The organism is Pseudooctadecabacter jejudonensis, from assembly GCF_900172275.1.
Taxonomy (GTDB): domain Bacteria; phylum Pseudomonadota; class Alphaproteobacteria; order Rhodobacterales; family Rhodobacteraceae; genus Octadecabacter; species Octadecabacter jejudonensis.
In genome coordinates, this window is sequence record NZ_FWFT01000001.1 from 258645 (window position 1) to 283573 (window position 24929).

Consider the following 24929-nt stretch of genomic DNA (forward strand, 5'->3'; position numbering starts at 1 on the left):
GCGCCTGATCGCTGGCCGGCGGATTTGAGTTTTTTGGTCAGATGAAGGGTTGGCGCATCGTTTTGGCGGGTTAGGTTCCGGCCAAAGCGAAGGAGCCCCCGACATGACATCCGCGACACCTGTGATTTATTGGGTCCGCCGTGATTTGCGGCTGAGCGACAATGGGGCGTTGACGGCGGCTGTCGACACCGGGCGGCCTGTGATACCGCTGTTTATCTGCGATGAGGTGGTGGAAGGCCACGGGGCCGCGCCGAAGTTTCGTCTTGGCGAAGGGGTTCGTGTTTTTGGGGGGGCTTTGGCCGAAACAGGGTCGCGTTTGATCTTGCGGCGCGGCGCGGCTTTGGACGTGTTGCGGGAGGTCATCGCGCAAACGGGAGCTGAGGCCGTGTATTGGAACCGTTTGTATGATCCTGAGGCCAAGGCGCGCGACACCAAGGTTAAGGCGGCTTTGAAGGACGACGGGGTTGAGGCGAAATCCTTCGCGGGTCATTTGCTGTTTGAACCTTGGACAGTGGAGACAAAAACCGGCGGGTTTTACAAGGTCTTTACGCCCATGTGGAAGATGGTGCGCGACCGCGATGTGGCGGCCCCAGTGCCCGCCCCCGATGATATTCCCGCCCCTGCGGATTGGCCCGAAAGCGATGATCTGGATGATTGGGGGTTGGGTGACGCGATGCGGCGGGGGGCGGCCGTTTTGGCCCCCCATATGTGTGTGGGTGAGGAGGCCGCGCGAGGGCGGCTCGGCGCGTTTATGGCCCATAAGGTGGAGGGCTATGACACCAACCGTGATTTGCCGTCCGTGGATGGCACATCGCGACTGTCCGAAAACCTGACCTACGGAGAGATCAGCCCCGCCACTTGTTGGCATGCAGGCCGGCGTGGGATGGCCGAAGGCAAAAAGGGGGCGGAGACCTTTTGCAAAGAGCTGGTCTGGCGTGAATTTGCCTATCATCTGGCCCATCATACCCCGCGCATCACAACGGATAACTGGAAAGAAGATTGGGATGCCTTCCCGTGGAACGAGGATGAACGCAAGGCGGAGGTGAAGGCGTGGAAACAGGGGCGCACGGGGCTGCCCTTTGTCGATGCGGCCATGCGTGAGATGTATGTCACCGGCACGATGCACAACCGCGGCCGCATGATTGTGGCGTCCTATCTGACAAAGCACCTTTTATGTCACTGGAAGATCGGGATGAAGTGGTTTGAGGACTGCCTGATTGACTGGGACCCTGCCAGCAACGCCATGGGGTGGCAGTGGTCGGCGGGGTCTGGTCCGGATGCAACGCCGTATTTCCGCGTGTTCAATCCAGACACTCAGGTGGAGAAATTCGACCGGGACGGACAGTATCGCAAGACATGGATCGCGGAGCGGTATGGCAGCCCCAGCGACACGGCGTTGTCTTATTTTAACGCCATCCCCGAAAGCTGGCCCATGTCACCGGATGATGACTATCCCAAGCCGATCGTTGAGGCGTCAGAGGGGCGCAAACGGGCGCTTGAGGCCTATGAAAACCGCGACTTTTGAGTTGTCAATTTAATGTGACACGTAACGCGTGACAGTTTTCTGCGGTTTCGTTAACAATTGCGAAACCGATCTCGCGCGTCTTGCGTATCTCAATAAAGAAAACAACAACTTGGAATTCTGATGATCCTTACCACGACGGACGGGCAGGCCAATTTGCCCCGCTATTTCCCACAGGTCTTTGCCATGTCCAAAGGTCTTAAGCGCGGGCGGGTAGATTTTATTTTGCCAGACGGGCGGACCTTTCGCGCCGAAGCGCCTGAGCCAGGCTATGTGGCGGTGATTGAGGTTCACAACCCCGATCTGTTCGCGCGCCTGATCCGTGAGGGCGATTTGGGCTTTTCGGAGGCCTACATGGACGGGTGGTGGTCCACGCCGGATTTGATGGCCTTTATGGATTTGGTCAGCGACGACGCGGAAGACATCTACGATGGGTTCCCGGGCCAGGGCCTTGTGCGGACGTATGAAAAACTGCGGTTCTGGTTGCAGAGCAATTCAAAGCGGCAGGCCAAAAAGAACATCAGTTACCATTACGATCTGGGCAATGATTTCTACGGGCTGTGGCTGGACGACACGATGACCTATTCGTCGGCCAAATATGAGACGGGCCAAGAGGATCTGGAAAAGGCGCAGACGCAGAAATATGCCTCTATGGTGGATGAGATGGGCGCACAGCCCGGGGATCATGTGCTTGAGATCGGCTGCGGTTGGGGTGGGTTTGCGGAATACGCCGCAGGCCAGCGGGGGCTGCGCGTTACCTGCCTGACGATTTCCCAAGAACAGTATAACTACGCCGTGGATCGCATTGAAAAGGCTGGGCTTTCCGACATGGTGGAGTTCAAGCTGCAGGACTACCGCGATGAGACCGGCACCTATGACGGCATCGCCAGCATCGAGATGTTCGAGGCCGTGGGTGAGAAATATTGGCCCACCTATTTTGACACTGTCCGCGACCGGCTGAAGCCCGGCGCACGGGGCACGTTCCAGATCATTTTGGTGCAGGACCGCCGGTGGCACGTCTATAAACGCGGCGTCGATTTCATTCAGAAATACATCTTCCCGGGTGGCATGTTGCCTGCGCCCACGATCCTGCGCGATGTGATCCGCACATCGGGGCTTGAGGTCACGCAGAGTGTGGAATTCGGGCAAAGTTATTCGGAAACGCTGCGCCGTTGGTATGAGACCTTTAACGAAAAGTGGGATCATGTGGCTGATCTGGGCTTTGATGAGCGGTTCAAGCGGATGTGGAACTTTTACCTTACATCTTGCGCGGGGGCCTTCCGCGGGGGTATTTGCGATGTAACGCAAATTACGGTGACAAAGCCCACCAACTAGGCACCCGAGAGAGGTGCGGGGCCGCGCCACATAAAAATCGGGAGCAGGGATATGCCAACATTTGGACGTTTGGTCGGCGCGATCTGTTTCGGGGCGCTGGCGTGGTATGTCTCTTTGTTGATCATGCCGCTGTTTCCCGAAGGCACGAATTTGGGCTGGTTTCAGGAATTGAACACCGCGATTGGCTTGTTTGTGGGATGGAAGGTGGCGGGGCCACGGGCAGGCACGGGCTATGTGTCGGCGATCAGTTACGGTTTGACCACTTTGGTGGCGTTGGTCGTGATGGGGCTTTTCTTCAACTCGTTCTTTGTGATGATCGAGCTGTCGTTGCGCAAACGCTATGACGGCGCGGGGGAGGCTGTGACGGATGTGTTTGCGCTGTTCATCGAACACGGGATGATGATGGCCACGCCTGAAATCATCTCAACCCTGTTGGTGGGCGGCCTTGTGGGTGGCCTGGTGACTGAGTTTTTTGGGCGCAGGTTTACCTGATGGATCTGTTTATTTTCGGCACGTTGCTGCATCTTCCTTTGCTAGAGGTGGTCAGCGGGGACGCGGCGGTGGCGCAGAAGTGTACCCCCGCCACCAGAGACGGGCACGGGGTGGACCGTGTGGCCGGACAGGTGTTTCCTATGATGTCTGCGCAGGTGGATGCGGTGGCGTCTGGGATTATCCTGTCGGGGCTGGACGATGAGGCGCTTATGCGCCTCGATTTTTATGAAAAGGCTTTCGGGTATGATCGGGTTGCTTTTACGGTCACCGATCAGACCGGAGCCCAGCGCGATGTCACAGCCTATATGCCCGAAGAGGGCCGGTGGGAGCCAGCCAAGCCGTGGGATTTCGGCGGGTGGGCTGCCGCCTACGGGGAGGTGACAACGCTGACCGCGCGCGAAGCCATGGGCCTTTATGGCGAATTCACCCCGCGTGAGATGGGCGTGCAGTATCCGCAAATGATGGCGCGGGCAGCGTCGCGTCAGCGTGCCATGCGTGAGGCCGCAAAGGGCGATTTGGGCCGCGATGATGTTCAGGTGATTGAGGCACGCAAGGCGTATTCAGGCTTTTTCACTGTTCAGGAGATGGATTTGGCGTTCCGCCGTTTTGACGGGTCCATGTCGGAGCCGGTCAGCCGGTCGGTTTTTGTGGGTGTCGATTGCGCCATCGTGCTGCCCTATGATCCGGTGCGCGACCGTGTGATGGTTGTCGAACAGTTCCGGCCTGGCGCCTATATGCGCGGTGATCCGAACCCTTGGACGGTGGAACCCATCGCGGGCCGGATTGATCCCGGTGAGGGGCCGGAGGAGGCCGCCCGCCGTGAGGCCCGCGAAGAGGCGGGCGTGGACGTGCGGGCGCTGCATACGGTGTCTGCGGCCTACCCAAGCCCCGGCACCACGACGGAACATTTCTTTGTTTACGTGGGCGAATGCGATCTGCCCGATGTGGCCGCGCACATCGGCGGGCTTGAGGATGAGGCCGAAGACATCCGGTCGCACGTCATGGAGTGGGACGAATTTGATCAGGGCCTGTCGTCCGGTCGGTTCAACCTGCTGCCCTTGTTGGTGGCGGGGCACTGGTTGGCGCGCAACCGTGAACGCCTGAAGGCTGAGGCCGCCTAGCGTGCTGCCCTCGCAAGGGGGCGCGTTCTGCTTGAAGCCATGGGTTGCGTCCAATACACCGGACCCAATGCAATGAAAGGCGCGCCCATGACCATCCGTTCCGATCTCGCCGAGACTGTCGGCAACACGCCCCTGATCCGTCTCAATGCTGTGTCCGAGGCCACGGGATGTGAGATTTTGGGCAAGGCGGAGTTTTTGAACCCTGGCCAGTCTGTCAAGGACCGCGCGGCGCTGTTTATCATCCGCGACGCGATTGAACGCGGCGCGTTGCGCCCCGGTGGTACGATCGTTGAGGGCACGGCAGGCAACACCGGTATCGGGCTGGCGTTGGTTGGTGCGTCCATGGGGTTCAAGACCGTCATCGTCATCCCTGAGACGCAATCAGAAGAAAAGAAAGAGATGTTGCGCCTTGCTGGGGCTGAGTTGGTGCAAGTGCCTGCCGCCCCCTATCGCAACCCCAACAATTTCGTGCGCTATTCGGAACGGCTGGCCAAGGAACTGGCCCGCACCAGCAATGAAGGTGTCATCTGGGCCAACCAGTTTGATAACGTGGCCAACCGTCAGGCGCATGTTGAAACCACAGGGCCTGAAATCTGGGATCAGACCGGCGGCAAGGTCGACGGGTTCATTTGCGCTGTTGGGTCCGGCGGGACATTGGCGGGCGTGGCTGAGGTGTTGCAGCCCAAGGGGGTCAAGATCGGGCTGGCGGATCCAGATGGGGCCGCTCTTTACAATTACTACACCAAGGGTGAGCTGACGATGACCGAAGGCGGGTCGATCAACGAAGGCATCGGGCAGGTGCGCATCACCAAGAACCTTGAGAACCTGAAACCGGATTTCGCCTACAACATTCACGACACCGAGGCGTTGCCTTACGTGTTTGATCTGCTGGCGGACGAGGGGTTGTGTCTGGGCGGGTCCAGCGGTGTGAATATCGCAGGCGCTGTGCGCATGGCGCGCGACATGGGGCCGGGCCATCGGGTTGTGACCATCCTGTGTGACTATGGCACGCGGTATCAATCCAAGCTCTATAATCCGGAATTTTTGCGCGAAAAGGGCCTGCCTGTTCCCGAATGGTTGGACCGGCCCGCCCGCGATATCCCGTCGGTGATGGAAGACGTATGATCTTACGGATTGCCATATGTGTGGCGATGATCCTTGGGGTGGCGTTGGCTGTGGTGCCGCCGCAGGCCGTGGCACAGTCCACGGGCGTATTGGACGATCTGACCGGATCCGCAGAGCAGGAGGCCACCACAGACGAAACGCCCACCGATCAAGGCGCGGTTGAGCTGACGGACGAACAAGCCGCCGCAGCGGCCGCTTTGCCAGCCGTCTTTGAAGACCTGCCAGAGTGGGAGGCGTTCAGCCAAGAGGCTGGCGAAACCATTCAGGCGGGTCAAACGACCTCCGCTGCGTTGGCTGATCTGCGCGTTGAATTGGTGGACTGGCGCGATATCTTTCTGGCGCGGCAATCCACAAATTCCGCCCGCATCGCCACGGTGCAAGACCAGATCGACGCCTTGGGCACAGCGCCGGACATAGGCGAAGAAGACCCGCGGGTGATTGCCCGCCGCGCCGCCCTAACCGAACGTCTGCAAGAATTGCGCGCCCCCGCACGGCTGGCGGATGAGGCCTACACCCGCGCCAACGGGCTGATCGGGGAGATCGATGCCATCGTGCGCGACAGGCAGGCGCAGCAATTTACGGAACGGCTGACCTCTCCCTTGGTGCCCACCACATGGGGGCCTGCGATCAGCGCCTTTGTCAGCGGCGTGACCTCGACCGCGTTTGAGGTCACGACCCGACAAAGCACCCCCAGTCGCCGTGAGGATTTCACCCGCAACCTGCCTGCCATTCTTGCCTTGTTGGGGGTGGCCTTGGTGTTGGTCATGCGGGGGCGGGCGTGGTTTGGCCAGCTTGAGGGCGTGTTGGTGGCCCGCACACGGCGCGGTCAGGGGGTCGTGCGGTTTGTGCTGTCCCTGGGCCAGATTATCATCCCGTTTTTGGGGCTTGTTGCGCTCTCCGAGGCGCTGGAGCTGTCCAATATGCTGGGCCGCCGCACGTCTGATCTGGTGGCGGCGTTGCCCCAATACGGGTTGTTCCCGATCCTGGCCCATTGGTTGTCGGGCCTTTTGTTGCCCAGCGGGCGGACGGCGGATGACCATCCTCTCAAGCTTGATGAAGATCGGTCCGCCCGGGCCAGTCGTCGGTTTGTTCTCACGGGCTATGCGTTGATGGCGTTTGCATATCTCGATCTGTTTGTGTCGCTGAATACGCTGGGCGGGCAGGCGGCCTCGGTTGTTATGCTGCCGATGGGTGCGCTTCTGAGTTGGTCGGTCTTCTGGTTGGGGCATACATTGCGCCGCGACCGTGTTGACGAAGACGCAGACGCGGCACGGTCGTTTCGGCAATCCTTGCGCGGGATGGCCAGCCGAGGGCTGAAAGGCGCGGCCATTGTGGCGGTTCTGCTGGCCTGTTTGGGCTATCCGCTGGCGTTCAGCGCCATCGTGTTTCCGGCGGGGGTGACGCTTTATGTGCTGGGCATCTTGTTGATTCTGCAGCGGCTGTCGGTCGATGGGTATACATTGCTGTCGTCCAATGAAAACGCCGCCCAAGATGCGTTGATCCCCGTGCTGATCGGCTTTGCGCTGATCCTTGTGTCCCTGCCGATCCTTGCGGTGATCTGGGGCGCGCAAGTCACTGACTTGACCGAATTGTGGGCGCGGTTCCGCGAGGGCTTTGCCATTGGTGCGACGCGCATTTCGCCCACGTCGTTCCTCACGTTCCTGATTATCTTTATCATCGGCTATACCGTGACGCGGCTTATTCAGGCCGCCCTGCGGTCGACGGTTCTGCCGCGCACGAAACTGGATATCGGCGGGCAAAACGCGATTGTGGCGGGCATGGGGTATGTGGGGATTTTCCTTGCCGCGCTGATCGCCATCACGACGGCTGGTATTGATCTTAGCGGGCTGGCCATTGTGGCCGGTGCCTTGTCTGTGGGCATCGGGTTTGGCCTGCAAACCATCGTCAGCAACTTTGTGGCGGGCATTATTTTGTTGATCGAACGGCCCATCAGCGAAGGCGACTGGATCGAGGTCGGCGACCGCATGGGCTATGTGCGCGATATCTCCGTGCGCTCCACCCGGATTGAAACCTTCGACAAGACCGACGTCATCGTGCCTAACGCCGATCTGGTCAGCGGGCAGGTCACGAACTGGACCCGTGGCAACAATGTGGGCCGTGTGATCGTGCCCGTGGGCGTGGCTTACGGCACCGACACGGACAAAGTGCATAAGATCCTGTCGGACATTGCGCAAAATCACCCCATGGTGCTGGCGCGTCCAGAGCCGTCCGTGCTGTTTCGCGGGTTCGGGGCGGATAGTCTTGATTTTGAGATCCGCGCGTTTCTGCGGGATGTGAACTGGGTCATGGCGGTGCATTCCGATATGAACCACGCGATCAACGCGCGCTTTGCCGAGGCAGGGATTGAAATCCCGTTTGCCCAGCGGGATGTCTGGCTGCGAAATCCTGAGACGTTGACCTACAGCAACGGGGCCCCGCAGACACCGACCAACGCTGCGCAAAAAGACAACGACGGAGCCGACACGCCAGAGGGGGACGGCGAGGCATGACCAAACAGACCTTCATCGAAGACGCTTATCTGCGCGACGCCTCGGCTGAGGTTTTTGCCGTCACCGATGAGGGCGGGATCATTCTCGACGCCACGATTTTCTATGCCACCAGCGGTGGACAACCGGGCGACAGCGGGACGCTGAGTTGGCAGGGCGGTCAGATAGACATCGCAACGACCGTGAAGGGCGAGGGGGGGAGCATCATCCTGGTGCCCGCCGAACCCAACCCGCTGCCGCCTGTTGGCGCGCGGGTCATGCAAATGCTCAACTGGGAACGACGCCACCGGCATATGCGGGTGCACACGGCGCTGCATTTGTTGTCAGTGGTCGTGCCGCTGCCTGTGACGGGCGGGTCCATCAGCGCCGAAAAGGGGCGTCTGGATTTCGATATGGTCGACCCGCCCGAGGACAAGGCCGCGCTGGAAGACACGTTGAACAAGCTGATCGCCTGCGATTTCGTGGTCCGTGATGAATGGATCACGCAAAGCGAGCTTGAGGCCAACCCCGGCCTCGTGAAAACCATGTCCGTCGCCCCGCCCAAAGGTGCGGGACACATCAGGCTGGTCCGCATTGGGGAAGGCGAGAACACCGCCGATCTGCAGCCCTGCGGCGGCACCCACGTGCGCTACACATCCGAGATCGGGCCGATCCGCATTGGCAAAATCGAAAAGAAGGGCAAACAGAACCGCCGTGTTTATGTGCATTTGACGACATGATGTATCTTTGGGTGTTCCGCATCACCGGTGTCTTCGCCCTTGCCTTGGGCGTGCTGCTGTTGGTGGCACCCCATGTCTATCTGTCGCTCTATGTGCCCCTCTATGACCCGATCAACATGCCCTTTGCCGCCCAACGTCTGTCGCCCGCAATCATAGGGTTAGGCGCGCTTTTGCTGCTGGCGAGCTCTCTGCCCCAAGGGGCCTTCGCGGCCCGCTTTGCTATGCTCGCGGCATTGGTGTGGTTTGGGGTCGCGGGCACTGGCGTCTTTCACTATCTAACAGGGACGGCCACTTGGAATATACTGGTGGCCGCTGGCACAGAGGTGATCCTCGGCGTCCTGTTTCTGACCGCAGCGCGCAGCCATCGTACGCCCTGACTTCATCTGACCCGAAAAACTCGCCCCGCAGGGCCGGGTCGCGGCTTAAAATCCCTCGCCTTCGATGAGCGATGGTGTGGGAAATCAGGGCCTTTGAACATTTCGCACCCGAGTTCAGAAAAATCCTGATTTAGCCCTTGCCCCCATCCCCCATTCTTGGCTACACCCCGCCTCGGACAGGTGGCCGAGTGGTCGAAGGCGCGCGCCTGGAAAGTGCGTAGGCGGGAGACCGTCTCGAGGGTTCGAATCCCTTCCTGTCCGCCACTTCCCCCCTTTGAATTTGACGCAAAAGTTCGCCAACGCGGCCTCTAAATTTCCGGAAGTTTAGAGTGGGTCTAGCGGTGCGCGGTGTGCCAATCTTCGAACATTTGCGCCCGTTTGCGGCGCAGTTTGGCGGCGGTTTTGTCGCTGAGGGTCAGATCACCTGTGGGCGAGACATTGCGGCGCTCAAGCGACAGACTGACGCCAAGCCGCCCTTCGAAAAAGCCCACGGCCTTGTCCATCTGTTCATATTGAAACAGGTGATCAATAATCATGTCACCGCTGCGTCTGCGAATGAATTTCGGCGGATAGCCCAATTTATCCGCATAAATTGCGGGCGATCCTTTGGCGTATTCATTGCAAAAGTCGTCGAATGAAATGCCTTTGGTGCTGTTGGGCGCGCCATCCTTATCTGCGCGACCGCGGTATCTGTACCAGCTGCCCAACCAGCTGATGGGTTCGCGCAAGATGCACACCAGTTCGAGATCTTTCAGCCCGGAGCCCGCTAAGTACGGCTTCAATTGGTGGTGATAGCGATAGGCCGGTGTGTGTTTTAGATTCGGTGGATTGCGCATGACGACATCTGCGTGGGGTGCCAAAGCGGCCTCAAGTGCAGTTGTTCCGGTTTTGGGCACCGCCAAAAAGACCAGCTTTTCTTTTGCAAAAACAAGCACCTGAACTGCAATCCTTCCTGCTTCTGCTGTGTAAACTACTCTTTAACCTTTGGGCGGGGAAGATGGGACATGAACGATTTTAATTGCAATGTTCCTATTTTGATCTCATAAGAATGAGAACAAGAGGTGAACGAAGCAATCAATTGCAGCCCCTCAGCGGGCGTGGGATAAGGACGCAAATCATGGCAACGGCAGAGCTTTTCAACATGGCAGACAAGAAATCCGCGGACAAACAAAAGGCGCTGGATTCAGCCCTGGCGCAAATCGAACGACAGTTCGGTAAGGGATCCATCATGACGCTGGGCGGCAATGCCGTGCAGGAGATTGAATCGACCTCCACCGGGTCGTTGGGCCTTGATATTGCGCTTGGCATTGGCGGCATCCCTAAGGGGCGTATTGTTGAGATTTACGGGCCGGAATCCTCAGGTAAGACCACGCTTACGCTTCATTGTGTGGCCGAGGAGCAAAAAAAGGGCGGTGTTTGTGCCTTTGTGGACGCCGAACATGCGCTGGACCCGACCTATGCCAAAAAGCTGGGTGTTAACCTTGATGAGCTGCTGATTTCCCAGCCTGACACAGGCGAACAGGCGTTGGAGATTGTGGACACGCTGGTGCGGTCTGGTGCTGTATCTATGATCATCGTCGATTCCGTTGCGGCGCTGACGCCCAAGTCCGAGCTTGAAGGCGATATGGGCGACAGCTCTGTCGGGGTGCATGCGCGACTGATGTCTCAGGCGATGCGCAAGCTGACAGGGTCGATCAACCGCACGAACTGCACGGTGATCTTCATCAATCAGATCCGTATGAAGATTGGTGTGATGTTTGGCTCACCCGAGACGACAACGGGCGGCAATGCGTTGAAATTCTACTCCTCCGTCCGGATGGATATCCGTCGCATTGGGGCGTTGAAGGACCGCGATGAGGTCGTGGGCAATGCGACGCGGGTGAAGGTCGTCAAGAACAAGGTGGCGCCTCCGTTCAAGCAGGTGGAATTCGACATCATGTATGGCGAAGGCATCTCCAAGATGGGTGAGCTGTTGGATTTGGGTGTAAAGGCCGGTGTGGTCGAGAAGTCGGGGTCGTGGTTCAGCTACGGGGACGAACGGATCGGGCAGGGGCGTGAGAACGCCAAGACCTATTTGAAAGAGAACGCCAACACCGCGCTGCAGATTGAGGACAAGATCCGTGCGGCCCATGGGCTGGAGTTCGATTTCCAACCCAACGCCGAAGAAAAAGACGACGGCGCACTGCTGGAGGACTAAGGTCCAGTTCGTTATGTTCGACAATGGTCGGCCCCTGCGGGGCCGGCTTTGTTGTTTTTGGGGGGCGCTGCCCCCGTCCTGCGGACTCCCCCGGGATATTTGTGAAACAAAGACAGGGGGTCTGGTGTGCTGTGGACAGTGCGCCACAGCAGGGCTATTTGAAACGCAACAGTTTTGAAGGACGCCCCACATGACCAGCCTGAGTGACATTCGTTCCACGTTTCTTGAGTATTTCAAGCGTCAGGGACATGAGGTTGTGGCCTCCAGCCCGTTGGTGCCGCGCAATGATCCCACGTTGATGTTCACCAACTCCGGCATGGTTCAGTTCAAGAACCGCTTTACCGGCGTTGAAAGCGGGCCTTATCAACGGGCCACCACCAGCCAGAAATGTGTGCGGGCGGGGGGCAAGCACAACGATCTGGACAACGTCGGCTATACGGCGCGGCATCATACGTTCTTTGAGATGCTGGGGAATTTCTCATTCGGGGATTACTTCAAGGCGGAGGCCATTCCCTTTGCATGGGAGCTTTTGACCAAAGACTTCGGCATCGATAAATCCAAGCTTCTGACGACCGTCTACCACACGGACGACGAGGCGTTTGAAATGTGGAAGAAGATTGGTGTGTCTGAGGACCGGATCATCCGCATCGCGACGGATGATAATTTCTGGCGCATGGGCCCAACGGGCCCCTGTGGGCCTTGCACGGAAGTGTTTTACGACCACGGCGATCACATCTGGGGCGGGCCCCCTGGATCGGCTGAGGAAGATGGCGACCGGTTTATTGAAATTTGGAACGTCGTGTTCATGCAGAACGAACAATTCGAAGACGGCACCCTGAAGCCTCTTGATATGCAATCCATCGACACCGGCATGGGGTTGGAACGCATTGGCGCGCTGCTGCAGGGGGGGCACGACAATTACGAGACCGATCTGTTCCGTGCCCTGATTGAGGCGTCGGCCCATGCGACGTCGACGGATCCCTTTGGTGATCAGAACGTGCATCACCGTGTGATTGCCGACCACCTGCGGTCTACGTCGTTTCTGATTGCCGAAGGCGTGCTGCCATCAAACGAAGGGCGAGGTTATGTGCTGCGCCGGATCATGCGCCGCGCTATGCGTCATGCACATCTGTTGGGCGCGCAGGACCCTGTGATGCATCGTTTGGTGCCCGCATTGGTGCGCGAAATGGGCGCGGCCTATCCCGAATTGGGACAGGAGCAAAAGCTGATCGAGGATACGCTTCTCAATGAAGAAATCCGGTTCAAGACGACATTGGATCGCGGGCTGAAATTGTTGGATGATGCCCTGGTCGATGTGGCTGATGGCGCTGATTTGCCCGGTGAGACGGCGTTTAAACTTTATGATACATACGGCTTCCCGTTGGATTTGACGCAGGATGCCTTGCGCGAAAAGGGCCGCGGTGTCGACACCGATGGGTTTGATGCGGCCATGGCAGAGCAAAAGGCAAAGGCCCGCGCGGCCTGGTCGGGCACAGGAGCCGCGGCGGATGCGGCCATTTGGTTCGATCTGGCCGACACTCACGGCGCGACCGAGTTTCTGGGATATGAGACCGAAACGGCCGAGGGGCAGCTGGTCGCCCTTGTCAGCGGCACTGAGGCGGCTGAGGCCGCGGGCGAGGGGGAGGAGGTCACCCTCATCTTCAACCAAACGCCGTTTTACGCTGAATCCGGGGGGCAGGTCGGCGATACCGGCACCATCCGCACCGAAACCGGTGAGGCGCGGATCACCGATACGAAGAAAGCGGCTGGTCTGTTTTTGCACATCGCAACCGTGACCTCTGGCACCATCACACGCGGTCAAGGGGCTGAACTTGTGGTTGATCCTGCGCGGCGCGGGGCGATCCGTGCCAACCATTCGGCCACGCACCTTTTGCATGAGGCCCTGCGCGAGGCTTTGGGCGATCACGTGGCGCAACGCGGCTCTCTCAATGCGCCGGATCGGTTGCGGTTTGATTTCAGCCATACGGCAGCGATGGACACGTCAGAGTTGGAACAGGTTGAGCGGGATGTGAACCGGTTCATCCAGCAGAACACGGCTGTCACCACGCGCATCATGACACCCGATGACGCACGTGCGATGGGCGCGCAGGCGCTCTTTGGTGAAAAGTACGGGGATGAAGTCCGCGTGGTGTCCATGGGCGATGCGCCGACGGGCAAGGGGCCCGACGGGCAGACCTATTCGATTGAGCTGTGCGGCGGCACCCATGTGGCGCGCACTGGCGACATTGGCGTGTTTGCGCTTTTGTCTGAAGGGGCGTCCTCGTCTGGCGTGCGCCGGATAGAGGCCCTGACAGGTCAGGCCGCGTTGGACCATTTGCGCGACCGCGACGGGACGTTGACGCGGGTCGAAGGTTTGCTGAAATCGAAGGGGTCTGAGACGGCCGACCGTGTCAAAGCGCTGATGGACGAACGCAAGGCGCTGACGAATGAGGTGGCCCAGCTGCGCCGCGAGTTGGCCATGTCGGGTGGCGGTGCTGCGGCCCCTGAGGCGAAGGACGTGAACGGTGTGTCCTTCATGGCGCAGGTGATGCAAGGCGTCACTGGTAAGGATTTGCCCGGTATGATCGACGACATGAAAGGGGCGATGGGCAGCGGTGCTGTTCTGCTGATCGCGGACGCTGATGGCAAAGTTGCGGTGGCCGCTGGCGTCACACAGGATTTGACGGATCAGGTCAGCGCTGTGGATCTTGTACGCGCCGCGGTGGCTGAGTTGGGCGGCAAGGGCGGCGGTGGCCGTCCTGATATGGCCCAAGGTGGTGCGAAAGATGTGACCAACGCCGAAAGCGCAATCGCTGCGGCCGAGGCCGTGATCGCAGGGTGAGCGAACCCTACAGCTTTGCTGACATGTTGGCCCGCCACGCACAGGCGGGCCGCATAGAGTGGATTGGACTGCGGCCCGCGCGGCTGGAAAACCTCGTGTCGGTGCAAAGTGCGGCCCTGACAGACAGCGGACTGGAGGGGGACCATGCCCGCGCAGGCAAACGCGCGCTCAGCCTCATTCAGGCAGAACACCTTCCCGTCATCGCAAGCCTCGCAGGTCTTGATAAGGTCGCACCCGAAACCCTGCGTCGCAACGTGGTCATCTCAGGGATCAACCTCACGGCTTTGCGCAATCACCCGGTGCGCATTGGAGAGGCGATCGTCGAATTCACCACCGTCTGCGCGCCGTGTTCCCGCATGGAAAAGACGATGGGCTACGGTGCCTACTCTGCCATGCGCGGCCACGGCGGATGGTGTGCCACAGTTCTACAGCCAGGGCTCATCACCGTCGGAGACATGGTCACACGCGCGGCTTGACGCCCCGTTTGGTTTCGCTGTTTCAAAAATATGCCGGGGGACCGGGGGCTGGCCCCCGGCGGATCGGACAGGCAAAGCCTGTCCGAGACCTGATCAGTCTTTCTTGGCCATCCGCTTGCGTTCATGCGGGTCCAGATAGCGCTTGCGCAGACGCACAACGTTGGGTGTGACTTCAACCAGTTCGTCGTTGTCGATATAGGCGATGGCCTCTTCCAAAGACATCTTGACCGGCGTCGTCAAACGCACGGCTTCGTCGTTGCCTGACGCGCGCACGTTGGTCAGTTTTTTGCCCTTGAGGGGGTTCACTTCCAAATCGTTCTCACGGCTGTGTTCACCAATGATCATGCCCTGATAGACGGCTTCCTGCGCGCCGATGAAGAACTTGCCGCGATCCTCGAGGTTCCAGATGGCATAGGCCACGGATGTGCCGTTCTCCATTGAAATCAGAACACCCGCCCGTCGACCAGGAATAGCGCCCTTGTGCGGGGCCCATTCGTGGAACACACGGTTCATGACGCCCGTGCCACGCGTGTCGGTCAGGAATTCACCGTGATAGCCGATCAACCCGCGCGACGGCACATGGGCGATGATGCGGGTCTTGCCGCCGTTTTGTTTCATCTCGACCAGATCGCCTTTGCGCGCGCCGGTCAGCTTTTCGATCACTGCGCCAGAGTATTCGTCATCCACGTCAATGGTGACTTCCTCAACCGGCTCATGCTTGGCGCCGTCGATGTCTTGGAACAGCACCTGAGGGCGGGAGATTGACAGCTCAAACCCTTCGCGGCGCATGTTTTCGATCAACACGCCCATCTGCAATTCGCCGCGGCCTGCGACCTCAAACGCTTCCCCACCGGGTGTGTCAGAGATTTTGATGGCGACGTTGGATTCGGCTTCTTTCATCAGACGGTCACGGATGACGCGGGACTGCACCTTTTTGCCGTCACGGCCCGCCAGCGGGCTGTCGTTGATGCCGAAGGTCACGGTGATGGTGGGCGGGTCAATCGGTTGCGCGGGCAGGGGATCGGCCACGGAGGTGGCGACGATGCTGTCGGCCACGGTGGCCTTCGTCATGCCTGCAAGGGTCACAATGTCGCCCGCTTCGGCCAAATCGATGGGCTGTTGGCCCAAGCCGCGAAACGCCAGGATTTTGGTGCAGCGGAAGTTTTCAATGAGATCGCCCTCACGGCTCAGCGCCTTGACGGTTTCACCGGCTTTCAGCGTGCCGCTTTCCACACGGCCCGTCAGGATGCGCCCGATGAATGGGTCGGAGCCCAGCGTGGTGGCCAACATGCGGAAGGGTTCATCACGGGCGGCGACCTGTGCAGGTGCGGGCACGTGATCAAGGATAAGATCGAACAGCGCGTCGAGATTTTCGCGCGGGCCGTCGAGATCGGCATCACACCAGCCAGAGCGGCCAGAGGCATAAAGATGTGGGAAATCAAGCTGTTCTTCGGTGGCATCCAGCGAGGCAAAGAGGTCAAAACATTCATCCAGCGCGCGGTCAGGTTCCGCGTCGGGCTTGTCGACCTTGTTGAGAACCACGATGGGACGCAGGCCCAGCGCCAGCGCCTTGGAGGTCACGAATTTGGTCTGTGGCATCGGGCCTTCGGCGGCATCTACCAGCAGGACCACACCGTCCACCATGGACAGGATGCGTTCCACCTCACCGCCGAAATCGGCGTGGCCGGGGGTGTCGACGATGTTGATGCGGTGGTCTTTCCATTCCACCGAGGTGGCTTTGGCCAGAATCGTGATGCCGCGTTCACGTTCCAGATCGTTGCTGTCCATGGCCCGTTCTGTCGTGGCCTGATTGTCGCGGTAGGTGCCGGACTGTTTCAGCAGCTCATCCACCAGTGTGGTTTTGCCGTGGTCAACGTGGGCGATGATGGCGATATTGCGGAGTTCCATGGAAACGAGATCCTTTCGGGCGGTCCGGTGCAGACGATACAGACCGGACAGATAAAGCGTTGCGCGCGCCATATCGTGCCTTGCTGCAAAAGCAAAGGGGCCGTGATCTGATTGTGCGCTGCGCGCCCGTGATATTTTGATTTGGCGTCAGGTGGCCTGCATTGCGGCGAAATCGATTAGGGTGCGCATGGCTGTGGCGTAGCTGTCGTCATCGATCGTCATGGCGACCCGCACGTGGCCCGCGCCGGCCTGCCCAAAACTTTCGCCGGGCATGGTGGCGATCAGGTGCGCATCGAGCAGGGCATTGGCGAAATCATTGCCGGTCATCCCAGTGCTGCGGATGTCGAGCATCGCATACATCGCGCCTTGGGTGGGGCTGGCTTTGACTGTGTTTTGGCCTGAGAGAAGGGCCTCGGTGACCGCACGGCGGCGGCGGAAGGGGGCTGCGACCTCATCCTCAAGGACGGGGCCTTGGTTCAGCGCAAAGAGGGCGGCGTCCTGGATATAGCCCGGCACGCCGTAGGTCGTGTGGGTGGCCAGATTGATCATGTGCGAAATGGCCTCCGCCGGACCGCAGACCCAGCCCACGCGGCTGCCTGTCATGGCGTGGCTTTTGGACATTGAGCCTACGACGAGTGTGCGGTCGGCCATGCCGGGCAAGGCGCGGGGGCTGATGTGCGTGCCATCCCAGACTTGGGTGTCGTAGACTTCGTCCGAGATCAGGGTGATGTCGTGATCGATGCAGACCTGAGCGATCCCGTCCAAGGTGTCGCGGGCATAGACCGCGCCTGTGGGGTTGTTTGGTGTGTTGATCAGCAGGCTTTTGGCGCCTTCGGCATTGGCGGCGATGTCCGCTGCTTTGGGCTGAAACCCGGTGTCGGCCCGGGCGGGCACGGCGACAGGATCACCTCCCACACCGCGGATCGTTCCGGGGTAGGTGGCGTAATAGGGATCGATGTAGAGCGCGCGGTCGCCCTGATCGAGGACGGCATGGTGTGCGGCAAAGAGGGCCGCCTGACCGCCGGGGGTGATCAGGATGTTGTCACGGGTTGTGGGCACAGCCGTGCGGGCCGCGATGCGGTCGGCCACAGCGTCGCGCAGCGCATCGGTGCCCGGCACCATCGCATAGCCGGTGTGGCCTGATTTGGCGGCTGCATGCATGGCGTCCAGGATGGGGGCAGCGGTGCGGATGTCATGTTCACCGATGGTGAGTTCGGTCACGGGCTGACCTTCAGCTTTCATCCGACGCGCTTTGTAGAAAACCTCCCATCCGTCGGAGCCGGAAGGGGTGAGATGGGTTATGCGATGCGAGAGTTTCATGGCGCGACTTGACCCGTCTGATTGAGGGGTGTCAATCGTCGATCAGCATGCGTGGGCCCGTGCCGTCGGACGCGCGGGTGTCGTCGGGATTGTACAGCGCGCATGCCTCAAGCGAGAGGCAGCCACAGCCGATGCAGCCGTCCAGATTGTCGCGCAGGCGTTCCAGCGCCGTGATGCGTGCGTCGAGGTCGGCGCGCATGGCGGTGGAGATGCGTGTCCAGTCGGTTTTGGAGGGTGCTTTGTGGATGGGCAGGCCGGTCATATGAGCGGCGATGTCTGACAGCGGCAGGCCAAGTTTCTGGGCGATCATGGCAAAGGACAAACGCCGCAGATCATGGGCGCCGTACCGGCGGTGACCGCCCGCATTCCGCACGGGATGGACGATGCCGTGGGTTTCGTAGAACCGGATGGCCGATACAGCAAGGCCGGTCCGTCGGGCCAGATCGCCGATCGTGAGACCGGTTTGGGGCATGAAATGCGCCTTTCGATAATTCCGCTTGATCTAAAGTGAACTTGAGAAATGAGAATGGGTGTCGTCAAGGTATAAAGGAGTTGACGATGAAATGGATTTTCACAGTGCGCCGCGATTGTTTGCCGCGTGAGGTGACCGAGCATCTGGAGCGTCAGGGGCTTGGCTGGGGCCATGAACTGGATGCAGGATGTTTCAGGAGTGTAGAGGAGACGCGTCGTGGCTGAGTTGGAACATGTGAACATTATGGTTGCCGACGGCGCAGGGTTTGCCGCCATGTTGTGCGAGGTGTTTGACTGGCACGTCCGGTGGGAAGGCCCATCGACGGACGGCGCGGGTTACACCCGCCATGTGGGCAGCGAGACAAGCTATGTGGCGGTGTATGAGACAGACGAGGACATCGCCGCCGGAGGGCCATTGGGCCATATTGCCATGGTCGTGGACGATTTGGACGTCACCGAAGCGCGCATTGTCGCCCGCGGGCTGATCGCGCATCATCATGCGGAGTATGAGCCGGGGCGTCGGTTTTACTTTTTGGCGCCCGAGGGGATTGAGGTGGAGGTTGTGCAGTACGATTGACGACTGGTTTTGATTTATCGGTTGGAGGGGCTGTCTGCCCCTCTGGCCTGCGGCCATTCACCCCGAGAGTTTTTCTGGCCAGATGAAGAAAGGGCGTGAGACTAGGGCGGGTGGTTTAGTCCACCGGTGGCAGGTCGGCCTGGGCCTTTTTGGTGAGGCTTTTGCGGATGATGTCGTAGGAGATTGCGAGGCGGTGGGCCAATTCGCCTTCGCCGGCATCCAAAGGGACGTGCACCCATGAGCGGTGAAAGTAGGGGGCTTTGGGCCAGCCGAACAGATCTTGGAGGTGTTGTGCGTCCTCAACCGAGGCGCATTTGACGGACAGGCCGTCCCCTTTGGCGCCGATGGCGGCGAAAACCTTGCCGCCAACCTTCCAGACATCATGGCCCGGACCGAAGGGCTGATCGTGAGTGGCCCCTGCGCATTTGGCGGCCAAAGTATTGGCGAGATCACGTGACATGGGGAGATGCTGCGCGCTGATGGGCAGATTGGCAAGGGGCTTTGGACGTTGGGGTTTGGACGGGGGCCTTGGACGGGGGGCCTTGGACGGGGGGCCTTGGACGGGGGGCATGAGGCGTTGATTTTGCGCAGGCGGGACGTTATCAACGCAGGCATGAAGAGTATTTGCATCATCTGCTGCATTATTTCCTGCTGACATCTGTCGCGGGCTGCTCTTTCACGTTTCATCACAGATCGTAAGTTGCTAAGCCCGCGCGGGGGACCCCGTGAGAGGCGCTATGACGATTAAATTGTACAACACCCGCGTTCGTCAGAAGGTGGACTTTACGCCGATTGATGCGGCGAACGTGCGGATGTATGTCTGCGGGCCGACGGTGTACGACCGCGCCCATCTGGGCAATGCGCGGCCCGTGATTGTGTTCGATACGCTGTATCGGCTGTTGCGTCATACCTATGGGGCAGAGGCCGTGACCTATGTGCGCAATTTCACGGACGTGGACGACAAGATCAATGCGCGCGCTGCCGAGAGTGGGCGTGCTATCGGTGAGATCACGGCGGAGACGACCCAGTGGTATCTGGACGATATGGCGGCTGTGGGCGCGCTTGAGCCTGATGAGATGCCGCGTGCGACGGCGTATATTCCGCAGATGGTCAAGATGATCGAAGGGCTGATTGCTAAGGGGCATGCTTATGCTGCCGAAGGGCATGTGCTGTTTGCGGTGGACAGTTGGAAGGACAGCTATGGCGCGCTGTCGGGGCGGAGCGTGGATGATATGATTGCAGGTGCGCGGGTTGAGGTCGCCCCGTACAAACGCAACCCGATGGATTTTGTGCTGTGGAAGCCGTCTGATGAGGGGACGCCAGGGTGGGACAGTCCGTGGGGACGCGGGCGGCCGGGCTGGCATATTGAGTGCTCCGCGATGTCAAAGGCGCTGTTGGGGGAGACTTTCGATATTCACGGCGGCGGCAATGATCTGATGTTCCCGCACCACGAAAACGAGATCGCCCAAAGCTGCTGCGCCAATGATACGGACGTCATGGCCAATGTCTGGATGCACAACGAGATGCTGCAGGTGGAGGGCAAGAAGATGTCCAAGTCCTTGGGCAACTTTTTTACCGTTCGGGATCTGTTGGATCAGGGCGTGCCGGGCGAGGTAATCCGGTTCGTGATGTTGTCCACGCATTACCGCAAGCCGATGGATTGGACGGAGAAGAAGCGGATTGAGGCGGAGAAGACGCTTTGGACGTGGCGCGAGTTGTCGGACGGTGTTGAGCCGAGCTCCCCTACGCAAGAGATTGTTCGGGCATTGAGCGATGATTTGAACACGCACGAAGCGTTGAAAGAATTGCACCGTCAGGCGAATGTTTTGCTTGCATGGGACGCTGGTGCTGAGATCGACGAGCTTGATATAGACAAAGCCTATGCTGAATTTGCGGCCTCGGCGCAGCTTCTTGGTTTGCTAACTGAAGAGATAGGGGGCTGGGCCATCAATGCGTATGATTTGAGTGGATTTGAAATGCTGCTCAGTGCCAAACGGTATCATGCCATGCAGACCAAGGATTTTTCGGACGTGGACATCTTGAAGTCATCGCTCATCGATGCAGGTGTTGAGGTACGGATGACCAAGGAGGGCGTGGAGCTTACACCGACGCCTCAGTTTGATCCCTCGAAGCTGGAGGGCATCTTATGATCTGCGATCATCGCCTGCGGCGGGCGGGGGGCGACATGCTGTGCATGTCGCCACGCTTCGCGGAAGGTATTTTTGACCCAAAGAAACGGAAGGGTGCGCTGTGACCAAGGAGCGTTTGTACCTTTACGACACCACGTTGAGGGATGGGCAACAGACCCAAGGGGTCCAGTTTTCCACAGAGGAAAAGCATGCCGTGGCGACCTTGCTGGATGATCTGGGCGTTGATTACATCGAAGGGGGATGGCCCGGCGCCAACCCCACAGATAGCGCGTTTTTTGATGTCGCGCCCAAGACGCGGGCCGTGATGACCGCCTTTGGGATGACCAAGCGGGCGGGGCGGTCGGCTGAGAATGACGATGTACTGGCGGCGGTGATGAATGCAGGCACGCCGGCGGTCTGTTTGGTGGGCAAGACCCATGATTTTCATGTCAAGACCGCCCTTGGCATTTCGCTGGACGAGAATGTCGAGACGATCACCTCATCTGTTGCACACATTGTGGCGCAGGGACGTGAGGCGCTTTTTGATGCCGAACATTATTTTGACGGGCTGAAATCCAATCCCGACTACACCCTTCGTGCGGCCAAGGCAGCGTATGACGCCGGCGCACGCTGGGTGGTGCTGTGCGACACCAATGGCGGCGCGTTGCCCCATGATGTGCGCGCGGGCGTCAAGGCGCTGATTGAGGCGGGCGTGCCCGGCGACCACATCGGCATTCATACGCACAACGACACAGAGAACGCAGTGGCCAATTCACTGGTCGCCGTGGCGGCCGGTGCGCGTCAGATCCAAGGCACGTTGAATGGCCTGGGCGAGCGATGCGGCAACGCAAACCTGACCACACTGATCCCTACGTTGTTGTTGAAAGAGCCCTACGCCAGCCAATTCGAAACCGGCGTCACGGCTGAGGCTTTGCGGGGGCTCAAGGCCGCGTCGCGCCGGTTGGACGAAATCCTCAACCGTGTGCCGCACAAGCAGGCGGCTTTTGTAGGCGCATCGGCCTTTGCCCACAAGGCAGGGCTGCATGCCAGTGCCATTGCCAAAGACCCCAGCACCTATGAACACATCGACCCGGCAGCGGTGGGCAACACGCGGATCATTCCGATGTCCAATCAGGCGGGGCAGTCCAACCTGCGCGAACGGTTGGCGGGCATGGGGGTTACGGTCGCCAAGGGCGATCCCGCCTTGCAACGCATCCTCGACCGTGTCAAGGACCGCGAGGCGCAGGGCTTTTCCTACGATACCGCGCAGGCATCGTTTGAGGTGTTGGCCCGCGAAGAGCTTGGCCTTATGCCGCAGTTTTTCGAGGTCAAACGCTACCGCGTCACGGTGGAACGTCGCCGCAACAAGCGCAATGAGGTTGTGTCGCTGTCTGAGGCCGTGGTTGTGGTCAAGGTGGACGGTGAGAAGAAGCTCAGCGTGAGTGAAAGCCTTGGGCCGGATGGATCAGACCGCGGCCCGGTCAACGCGCTGAGCCGGGCATTGATGAAGGACCTCGGGCGTTATGCGGACCATGTGGACGACATCCGTTTGACAGACTTCAAGGTGCGCATCACCAATGGCGGCACAGAGGCTGTCACGCGGGTCATTATCGACAGTGAAGACGGGCAGGGCCGCACGTGGTCCACCGTGGGGGTCAGCGCCAACATCGTGGATGCGTCCTTTGATGCGTTGGTGGATGCGATCCGCTGGAAACTTGTCCGCGATGGGGCCGCGCAAGAGGGCAGGGGATGAGTTTTGAGGCCTGCGCGGGCATCGTTGAAAGGGGCGATCCGGACCGGTTCATGGCCGCAATGGCTGCACCACCAATGGCGCGCCAGATCCTGTTCCCGCTTTACGCCTTCAACGTCGAAGTCAGCCGGGCCCCTTGGGTGACAGAAGAGCCGATGATCGCGGAAATGCGCCTGCAATGGTGGCGCGATGCGCTGGAAGAAATCGCCGAAGGCCGGCCCGTGCGGTCGCATGAGGTCACAACGCCTCTGGCGGAGATATTGGACCCCGCGGGCGCCCAAGCCTTGGACAGATTGATCGCAGCGCGTCGATGGGATGTCTACAAGGATGCCTTCGAGGACGAAGGCCATTTGGCAGACTATCTTGAAGCGACAGGTGGGGAGCTGATGTGGCAAGCCGCGCGGGCCATGGGCACACCAGAAGACGCGCGCAACCCTGTGATACAGTTCGGCAAAGCCACGGCCACCGCGCGCTTTCTACAAGCGGTGCCAAAGCTGGAGGCCGCAGGGCGTGTGCCCTTGCTCGATGGTCGAGCCGAAGGCGTGGCCGACGTGGCGCGGCAGGCGTTACCCCACGCCCGCAGGCCCAAACTGACCCAAGTCCAGAATGCTGCAACGCTCGAAGGCTGGCAAACGGCCCCGATTCTGAACCAAATCGCCAAGACACCACTGCGCGTGGCCGCAGGCGCCGTTGGGCTTTCCCCGTTTCGCAGCAAAATCAGGCTGTTGATGTGGTCGTAACGCGCCGCTTCATCTGACCCAAAAACTCTCCCCGAAGGGCCGGTCTGCCAAGATCGATCAGATCGCAGCTGTGCGCGGCTTCAATGCCAACCAGATGAGCGCGCCGCCAGCGAGGGCCAAAAACGGCGCCATGGCGATATTGACGGCAGACCAGCCTTCGATCGGGACACCGCCGGAACAATTCATCAACCCACCAGACGCCAGAGAGGCCATGGTCACGGATCCGAAGACAACCATGTCATTCAGGCCCTGCACCACGCCGCGCTCACCGGCGGTGTGGGATGCGGTCAGGAGGGTCGTGGCGCCGATGAAGCCAAAGTTCCAGCCGAGGCCCAACAGGATCAATGCGGCGTAAAAGCTGATCAAAGACGGCTGATCGGCCTCAGCCAGATTGACACCAGCAAGGGCCGCAAGGCCTGCTGCGGCCAGAATGGCAAGGCCCGTCGCCATGATCGTTTTCACACCGAACCGGACAATCAGGTGACCTGTGAAAAAGCTGGGCGCAAACATGGCCAGCACATGGGCCGACACGATGTCATTGGCATCATCCAACGCATATCCGCAGCCAACCACGGCCAGCGGTGTCGATGTCATCACAAGGTTCATCAGCGAATAGGCCACAAGGGCGACGATCATCGCGACGATGATATTCGGGTCGCGCAGCAATTGGCTGCGGGTGCGGGCGGCGACGGGGGTGGCGGTTTGCGCCGTTCCGCGTGTGCCTTTGGGCAGATCCAACGCCAAGAACAACGCCATGCCGATCAGGTTCAGGACAATAATCGCTAAATAGGTCCCAAGGAACGGAACAACAAAGCTGCCTTCGACGATCTTGTTGAGTTGCGGGCCAAGGATCGCAGAGAGGAGGCCACCGGCCATCACATAAGAAATCGCCTTTGGCTTAAAGCTGTCGGAGGCGGTATCTGTCGCCGCAAAACGGTAAAAACCTTGAGCGGACATGTAGATACCAGTGAAATAGGATCCGACCAAAAGCACCGTAAATGAACCAATATAAAGACCATAGGCGGCAATCGCCGCACCCAGCGCACCGGCTAGCGCGCCGATGTAGAACCCAGCGCGACGCCCATAGCTTTGCATGAACGGCGACAGCCACGGCGCGGTGGTCATGGACCCGAAGATGATCAGCGAAATCGGCAGCGTGGCCCAGCAGATGTTTGACGCCAGCTGTTTACCCGCCAGCCCGCCGACCACAAAAATCATCGGCATCTGCGCGCCCAAAATGGCTTGCGCTGCGACAAGGACAGCGACATTGCGCTTGGCGCGGCTGTCATCGGGGTGGTGTGTTGCGTCAGTCATGGGGCCT

The 24929-nt window shown here is 59.8% G+C and carries 22 protein-coding genes and 1 tRNA gene; 17 read left to right on the forward strand and 6 right to left on the reverse strand.

The window, feature by feature from the left end; genetic code table 11:
• Window positions 1-103 precede the first annotated feature (103 nt).
• The 9 genes from PSJ8397_RS01260 (at window position 104) to PSJ8397_RS01300 (ending at window position 9462) form a co-directional block, all read left to right on the forward strand.
• The gene (locus PSJ8397_RS01260) at window positions 104-1525 is read left to right on the forward strand and encodes a cryptochrome/photolyase family protein (protein WP_085862751.1); all 1422 of its coding nucleotides are present in this window, start codon (window positions 104-106) and stop codon (window positions 1523-1525) included.
• A gap of 120 nt (window positions 1526-1645) precedes the next feature.
• On the forward strand, window positions 1646-2857 hold the full coding sequence (locus tag PSJ8397_RS01265; RefSeq protein ID WP_085862752.1) for an SAM-dependent methyltransferase: 1212 nt from the start codon (window positions 1646-1648) through the stop codon (window positions 2855-2857).
• 51 nt (window positions 2858-2908) lie between these two features.
• Window positions 2909-3349, forward strand: coding sequence for a TrgA family protein (locus PSJ8397_RS16775; protein WP_143515311.1), 441 nt, complete (start codon window positions 2909-2911; stop codon window positions 3347-3349).
• A complete protein-coding gene (locus PSJ8397_RS01275; RefSeq protein ID WP_085862753.1) occupies window positions 3349-4470 on the forward strand; it encodes an NUDIX domain-containing protein in 1122 nt (373 codons plus the stop codon). The genes PSJ8397_RS16775 and PSJ8397_RS01275 overlap by 1 nt, the downstream gene beginning before the upstream one ends.
• An 87-nt stretch (window positions 4471-4557) precedes the next feature.
• Window positions 4558-5595 (forward strand): cysteine synthase A, encoded by a 1038-nt coding sequence (locus PSJ8397_RS01280; RefSeq protein ID WP_085862754.1) that lies wholly within the window; start codon window positions 4558-4560, stop codon window positions 5593-5595.
• On the forward strand, window positions 5592-8105 hold the full coding sequence (locus PSJ8397_RS01285; protein WP_235000535.1) for a DUF3772 domain-containing protein: 2514 nt from the start codon (window positions 5592-5594) through the stop codon (window positions 8103-8105). The genes PSJ8397_RS01280 and PSJ8397_RS01285 overlap by 4 nt, the downstream gene beginning before the upstream one ends.
• Window positions 8102-8821, forward strand: coding sequence for an alanyl-tRNA editing protein (locus tag PSJ8397_RS01290; protein ID WP_085862755.1), 720 nt, complete (start codon window positions 8102-8104; stop codon window positions 8819-8821). Before PSJ8397_RS01285 ends, PSJ8397_RS01290 begins: the two co-directional genes overlap by 4 nt.
• Entirely contained in the window at window positions 8818-9198 is a 381-nt protein-coding gene (locus PSJ8397_RS01295; RefSeq protein ID WP_143515312.1) for a hypothetical protein, read from the forward strand. The genes PSJ8397_RS01290 and PSJ8397_RS01295 overlap by 4 nt, the downstream gene beginning before the upstream one ends.
• A 174-nt stretch (window positions 9199-9372) precedes the next feature.
• Window positions 9373-9462: transfer RNA gene (locus PSJ8397_RS01300), tRNA-Ser, on the forward strand.
• A 71-nt stretch (window positions 9463-9533) separates the two neighbouring features.
• On the opposite strand, the gene PSJ8397_RS01305 is transcribed toward PSJ8397_RS01300, so the two are convergent.
• A complete protein-coding gene (locus tag PSJ8397_RS01305) occupies window positions 9534-10133 on the reverse strand; it encodes a sulfotransferase family protein (RefSeq protein WP_085862757.1) in 600 nt (199 codons plus the stop codon).
• A 182-nt stretch (window positions 10134-10315) separates the two neighbouring features.
• Between PSJ8397_RS01305 and recA the strand changes: the two genes are divergently transcribed.
• The 3 genes from recA (at window position 10316) to PSJ8397_RS01320 (ending at window position 14713) form a co-directional block, all read left to right on the forward strand.
• Complete coding sequence (recA, locus tag PSJ8397_RS01310) at window positions 10316-11395, forward strand: recombinase RecA (protein WP_085862758.1); 1080 nt, start codon at window positions 10316-10318, stop codon at window positions 11393-11395.
• Window positions 11396-11585: 190 nt separating this feature from the next.
• Window positions 11586-14237 (forward strand): alanine--tRNA ligase, encoded by a 2652-nt coding sequence (alaS, locus tag PSJ8397_RS01315; protein WP_085862759.1) that lies wholly within the window; start codon window positions 11586-11588, stop codon window positions 14235-14237.
• Window positions 14234-14713: an MOSC domain-containing protein gene (locus tag PSJ8397_RS01320; RefSeq protein ID WP_306372127.1), complete on the forward strand. Its 480-nt coding sequence runs from the start codon at window positions 14234-14236 to the stop codon at window positions 14711-14713. Before alaS ends, PSJ8397_RS01320 begins: the two co-directional genes overlap by 4 nt.
• Before the next feature lie 93 nt (window positions 14714-14806).
• On the opposite strand, the gene typA is transcribed toward PSJ8397_RS01320, so the two are convergent.
• The 3 genes from typA to soxR form a co-directional block, all read right to left on the reverse strand.
• Window positions 14807-16621, reverse strand: a complete 1815-nt coding sequence (gene typA / locus PSJ8397_RS01325; RefSeq protein WP_085863440.1) for a translational GTPase TypA — start codon at window positions 16619-16621, stop codon at window positions 14807-14809.
• Between the two features lie 147 nt (window positions 16622-16768).
• Window positions 16769-17941, reverse strand: a complete 1173-nt coding sequence (locus tag PSJ8397_RS01330; RefSeq protein WP_085862760.1) for a pyridoxal phosphate-dependent aminotransferase — start codon at window positions 17939-17941, stop codon at window positions 16769-16771.
• A 31-nt stretch (window positions 17942-17972) separates the two neighbouring features.
• Window positions 17973-18413 (reverse strand): redox-sensitive transcriptional activator SoxR, encoded by a 441-nt coding sequence (soxR, locus tag PSJ8397_RS01335; protein WP_085862761.1) that lies wholly within the window; start codon window positions 18411-18413, stop codon window positions 17973-17975.
• An 86-nt stretch (window positions 18414-18499) separates the two neighbouring features.
• Here soxR and PSJ8397_RS16975 point away from each other — a divergent pair, with 86 nt between their 5' ends.
• Together PSJ8397_RS16975 and PSJ8397_RS01340 are read left to right on the forward strand one after the other, a co-directional pair.
• Window positions 18500-18637: a hypothetical protein gene (locus PSJ8397_RS16975; RefSeq protein WP_159453077.1), complete on the forward strand. Its 138-nt coding sequence runs from the start codon at window positions 18500-18502 to the stop codon at window positions 18635-18637.
• Window positions 18630-18989: a VOC family protein gene (locus tag PSJ8397_RS01340; RefSeq protein WP_235000536.1), complete on the forward strand. Its 360-nt coding sequence runs from the start codon at window positions 18630-18632 to the stop codon at window positions 18987-18989. The genes PSJ8397_RS16975 and PSJ8397_RS01340 overlap by 8 nt, the downstream gene beginning before the upstream one ends.
• A gap of 115 nt (window positions 18990-19104) precedes the next feature.
• Here the strand turns inward: PSJ8397_RS01340 and PSJ8397_RS01345 are convergent, their stop codons facing one another.
• Complete coding sequence (locus PSJ8397_RS01345; protein WP_085863442.1) at window positions 19105-19449, reverse strand: MmcQ/YjbR family DNA-binding protein; 345 nt, start codon at window positions 19447-19449, stop codon at window positions 19105-19107.
• Between the two features lie 277 nt (window positions 19450-19726).
• Between PSJ8397_RS01345 and cysS the strand changes: the two genes are divergently transcribed.
• The 3 genes from cysS to PSJ8397_RS01360 all read left to right on the forward strand — a co-directional run bounded on the left by cysS (window position 19727) and on the right by PSJ8397_RS01360 (window position 23608).
• Window positions 19727-21139, forward strand: coding sequence for a cysteine--tRNA ligase (gene cysS, locus PSJ8397_RS01350; protein ID WP_085862762.1), 1413 nt, complete (start codon window positions 19727-19729; stop codon window positions 21137-21139).
• Window positions 21140-21239: 100 nt separating this feature from the next.
• Window positions 21240-22871 (forward strand): citramalate synthase, encoded by a 1632-nt coding sequence (gene cimA / locus PSJ8397_RS01355; protein WP_085862763.1) that lies wholly within the window; start codon window positions 21240-21242, stop codon window positions 22869-22871.
• The gene (locus tag PSJ8397_RS01360) at window positions 22868-23608 is read left to right on the forward strand and encodes a squalene/phytoene synthase family protein (RefSeq protein WP_085862764.1); all 741 of its coding nucleotides are present in this window, start codon (window positions 22868-22870) and stop codon (window positions 23606-23608) included. Before cimA ends, PSJ8397_RS01360 begins: the two co-directional genes overlap by 4 nt.
• A gap of 57 nt (window positions 23609-23665) precedes the next feature.
• Here PSJ8397_RS01360 and PSJ8397_RS01365 read toward each other — a convergent pair whose 3' ends face one another.
• Entirely contained in the window at window positions 23666-24922 is a 1257-nt protein-coding gene (locus tag PSJ8397_RS01365; protein WP_085862765.1) for an MFS transporter, read from the reverse strand.
• Between the last annotated feature and the right edge of the window lie 7 nt (window positions 24923-24929).

What these genes read in the sequence shown, in the direction of transcription:
- PSJ8397_RS01275 (WP_085862753.1), top strand. Translation starts at nt 3,349, where the DNA reads ATGGATCTGTTTATTTTCGGCACGTTGCTGCATCTTCCTTTGCTAGAG.
- alaS (WP_085862759.1), top strand. Translation starts at nt 11,586, where the DNA reads ATGACCAGCCTGAGTGACATTCGTTCCACGTTTCTTGAGTATTTCAAG.
- typA (WP_085863440.1), bottom strand. Translation starts at nt 16,621, where the DNA reads ATGGAACTCCGCAATATCGCCATCATCGCCCACGTTGACCACGGCAAA.
- PSJ8397_RS16775 (WP_143515311.1), top strand. Translation starts at nt 2,909, where the DNA reads ATGCCAACATTTGGACGTTTGGTCGGCGCGATCTGTTTCGGGGCGCTG.
- PSJ8397_RS01290 (WP_085862755.1), top strand. Translation starts at nt 8,102, where the DNA reads ATGACCAAACAGACCTTCATCGAAGACGCTTATCTGCGCGACGCCTCG.
- PSJ8397_RS01365 (WP_085862765.1), bottom strand. Translation starts at nt 24,922, where the DNA reads ATGACTGACGCAACACACCACCCCGATGACAGCCGCGCCAAGCGCAAT.
- soxR (WP_085862761.1), bottom strand. Translation starts at nt 18,413, where the DNA reads ATGCCCCAAACCGGTCTCACGATCGGCGATCTGGCCCGACGGACCGGC.
- PSJ8397_RS01345 (WP_085863442.1), bottom strand. Translation starts at nt 19,449, where the DNA reads ATGTCACGTGATCTCGCCAATACTTTGGCCGCCAAATGCGCAGGGGCC.
- PSJ8397_RS01330 (WP_085862760.1), bottom strand. Translation starts at nt 17,941, where the DNA reads ATGAAACTCTCGCATCGCATAACCCATCTCACCCCTTCCGGCTCCGAC.
- PSJ8397_RS01295 (WP_143515312.1), top strand. Translation starts at nt 8,818, where the DNA reads ATGATGTATCTTTGGGTGTTCCGCATCACCGGTGTCTTCGCCCTTGCC.
- PSJ8397_RS01360 (WP_085862764.1), top strand. Translation starts at nt 22,868, where the DNA reads ATGAGTTTTGAGGCCTGCGCGGGCATCGTTGAAAGGGGCGATCCGGAC.
- PSJ8397_RS16975 (WP_159453077.1), top strand. Translation starts at nt 18,500, where the DNA reads ATGAAATGGATTTTCACAGTGCGCCGCGATTGTTTGCCGCGTGAGGTG.
- cysS (WP_085862762.1), top strand. Translation starts at nt 19,727, where the DNA reads ATGACGATTAAATTGTACAACACCCGCGTTCGTCAGAAGGTGGACTTT.
- PSJ8397_RS01280 (WP_085862754.1), top strand. Translation starts at nt 4,558, where the DNA reads ATGACCATCCGTTCCGATCTCGCCGAGACTGTCGGCAACACGCCCCTG.
- recA (WP_085862758.1), top strand. Translation starts at nt 10,316, where the DNA reads ATGGCAACGGCAGAGCTTTTCAACATGGCAGACAAGAAATCCGCGGAC.
- PSJ8397_RS01260 (WP_085862751.1), top strand. Translation starts at nt 104, where the DNA reads ATGACATCCGCGACACCTGTGATTTATTGGGTCCGCCGTGATTTGCGG.
- PSJ8397_RS01265 (WP_085862752.1), top strand. Translation starts at nt 1,646, where the DNA reads ATGATCCTTACCACGACGGACGGGCAGGCCAATTTGCCCCGCTATTTC.
- PSJ8397_RS01285 (WP_235000535.1), top strand. Translation starts at nt 5,592, where the DNA reads ATGATCTTACGGATTGCCATATGTGTGGCGATGATCCTTGGGGTGGCG.